Source organism: Prevotella sp. HJM029, from assembly GCF_000599605.1.
In the GTDB taxonomy this organism is placed as follows: domain Bacteria; phylum Bacteroidota; class Bacteroidia; order Bacteroidales; family Bacteroidaceae; genus Prevotella.
The window spans coordinates 1-2,237 of sequence record NZ_AZHT01000042.1; the positions used below are offsets into that span (position 1 = coordinate 1).

2 protein-coding genes are annotated in these 2,237 nt (G+C 45.7%); both read left to right on the forward strand.

Translation table 11 applies throughout. The features are described from left to right. Positions 1-138 precede the first annotated feature (138 nt). Positions 139-351, forward strand: coding sequence for a hypothetical protein (locus X919_RS0104150; RefSeq protein WP_036916944.1), 213 nt, complete (start codon positions 139-141; stop codon positions 349-351). Between the two features lie 17 nt (positions 352-368). Continuing rightward, positions 369-2,063, forward strand: coding sequence for a hypothetical protein (locus tag X919_RS0104155; RefSeq protein WP_028899142.1), 1,695 nt, complete (start codon positions 369-371; stop codon positions 2,061-2,063). Positions 2,064-2,237 lie beyond the last annotated feature (174 nt).

A 2,237-nucleotide genomic window follows, 5' to 3' on the forward strand; every position in this document is an offset into this window, starting at 1 on the left:
ACATAAACGCTTACACACAAAGGGTGTGCACGAAGTTTTTTCATAACTTCATGCATGCCCTTTTTGCGTGCATAAATGAATGGGTTGTGTGTGCAAAACAAGGATTCAATAACGTTTAATAAAAATAGTTTTAACGAGATGAAGCAGACAAAGAAACGGGCATACGCGAAGCCCGAAAGCAAGATTGTAAGCATGCCGATGGAGCATTTGTTGCAGGCCGTGAGCGGTCAGCACAAACACATTGGCCAAGGCGGAACCTATGGCGATGCCAAGCGCAACAACATGGAGTGGGGCGAATGGGACGACGAAGACCAAACTGCGCCCACAGTAACGAACGAAGATAACGAATAATAAGGAGGAGAACCACAATGAAACTCAAAACATATTTCAACGCCGCCCTGCTCTGCCTCGCCGCAGGCCTGCTGGCAGCTTGCGCAGACGATATCATGGGCGATGGCAACAAAGACAAGCAAGCCAAGGAAGAAGTGAAAGGCGTGCGGTTTTCCACCGAGAAAGCTAAAATGGATGCGCCTACACGTGTTGCCGTGAGCGAAGACGGCACAACACATCCGCAAACGCGCACATATATCAAGCATACCGCTGGTGGTGGTGCAGATGTCTACTGGAGCGATAACGATAAAATTTGGGTAAAAAATAAGAATGGCCAGTGGAAACAAAGCATCTCCACAGATGTTTATGACAACGGACGTCGCGCGGTATTCGTTTTGCCTGGCGATGCAAGCGATTATAACGACAACTGCGCCGTGGTTTATGCCAATGCTGACTATAATCAGTATTATGTCCAAACGAATTGGCCTACGGGTGCTACAGCTACTTATCCATTGACCCATGTTGATTACATTCAAGACCAAACCACGCCCAACGACTTTAGCAAAGCGGGAGAAAGAGGTGACTGCGGTGTGGGAAAAGCAAAAACCAAGGATGGCCGAAAATTTGATTTCACCCTTGAGCACTGTGTCAGCTACCTTTGCCTGCAACCACGCACCAATAATTTCAATTCAGATGATGTCAAGCTGACAAAAATACTTATAGATGCAGGTACGACCTATCTTACAAGCGATATCATGGAAATGCACGAGGATGGTACCATCCATTATGTGAATGACACTCCAGGTATCTATGACTATGCCAACCCTGTAGTCTGGGGAACAGTTAGCGATTTTCCTCTCCGCAAGGATGGTGGTCGTCCTTATAGTCCCGAGATTAATGCCTGCTATTTTGTGGTGTTGCCTGGCACCCATGATATCAAGATTAGCTACACCATTCACGATTCAAAATCTAATCTCGACTACACCTTTAAAAAGGATATTGGAAGCATTGTTTGCAAGCCAGGTGAAATCTACGACATCACGTCAAATTTGGCGATGCAATGGCCTACATATTACCTTTGGGATGCCCAGGGACCAATACCTGGATACATTATATGGTATTCATCATACTTTGACGGAGTTTACTTAGGAGAAGATGGAATGAACAGTAGTCCTCAGGCTAATCCAAACTATAACCCAAGTGGTCGCTATGATGCACAAACAGAGGTCTTTAAAAAGTTGCCCAATGTGAACGAAATGATGTGGTATGCCTACAAAGGCGACGCCCATTGGGTTGACGAAGGGCAAGGTGGCATTTGCAACTGGGGCGGTCACTTGTATCGCCCAGCAGGTATATGGCTGAAAAAGAAAGCTGCAATATTAAGAGATGAACACATCACCGAAGCATATATGCGCGATGGCTATCCCAATAAAAATGGTGTGTATACCGATTTCAGAGAGACCTATGTACACGGAGAAATGCCTCAACCAATAGCACCAAAGACAGGCACGCCCACAAATGTGGATGATTATTTCTTTTTGTCAGCAGCAGGCGACTATTTAAATTGGGGATATATAAATGGTATTGGTACGATGGGATCATACTGGACATCAAGTTCCGTACCTAAAGAGAGTAACGTGATATATGAGTTCTATTTTAGTAGTTCTCTCCTATCTGTCCGAGGTGATTATCAAAATAAATACTATGCTTATGTAGCCATGCCTTTCGAATAGTTCCAAAATGGCTATTCAGCACTGCAAAATGCAATATCGGGCTGAAGAAAAGTTGCTGCACGGATGTAAAACGTGTTCGGGCGCGCCCGAACACCTGTTGCACGGATGTAAAATGGCTTCGGGCGCGCCCGAACACTTGTTGCACGGATGTAAAGCCGCTTCGGGCGCGCCCGA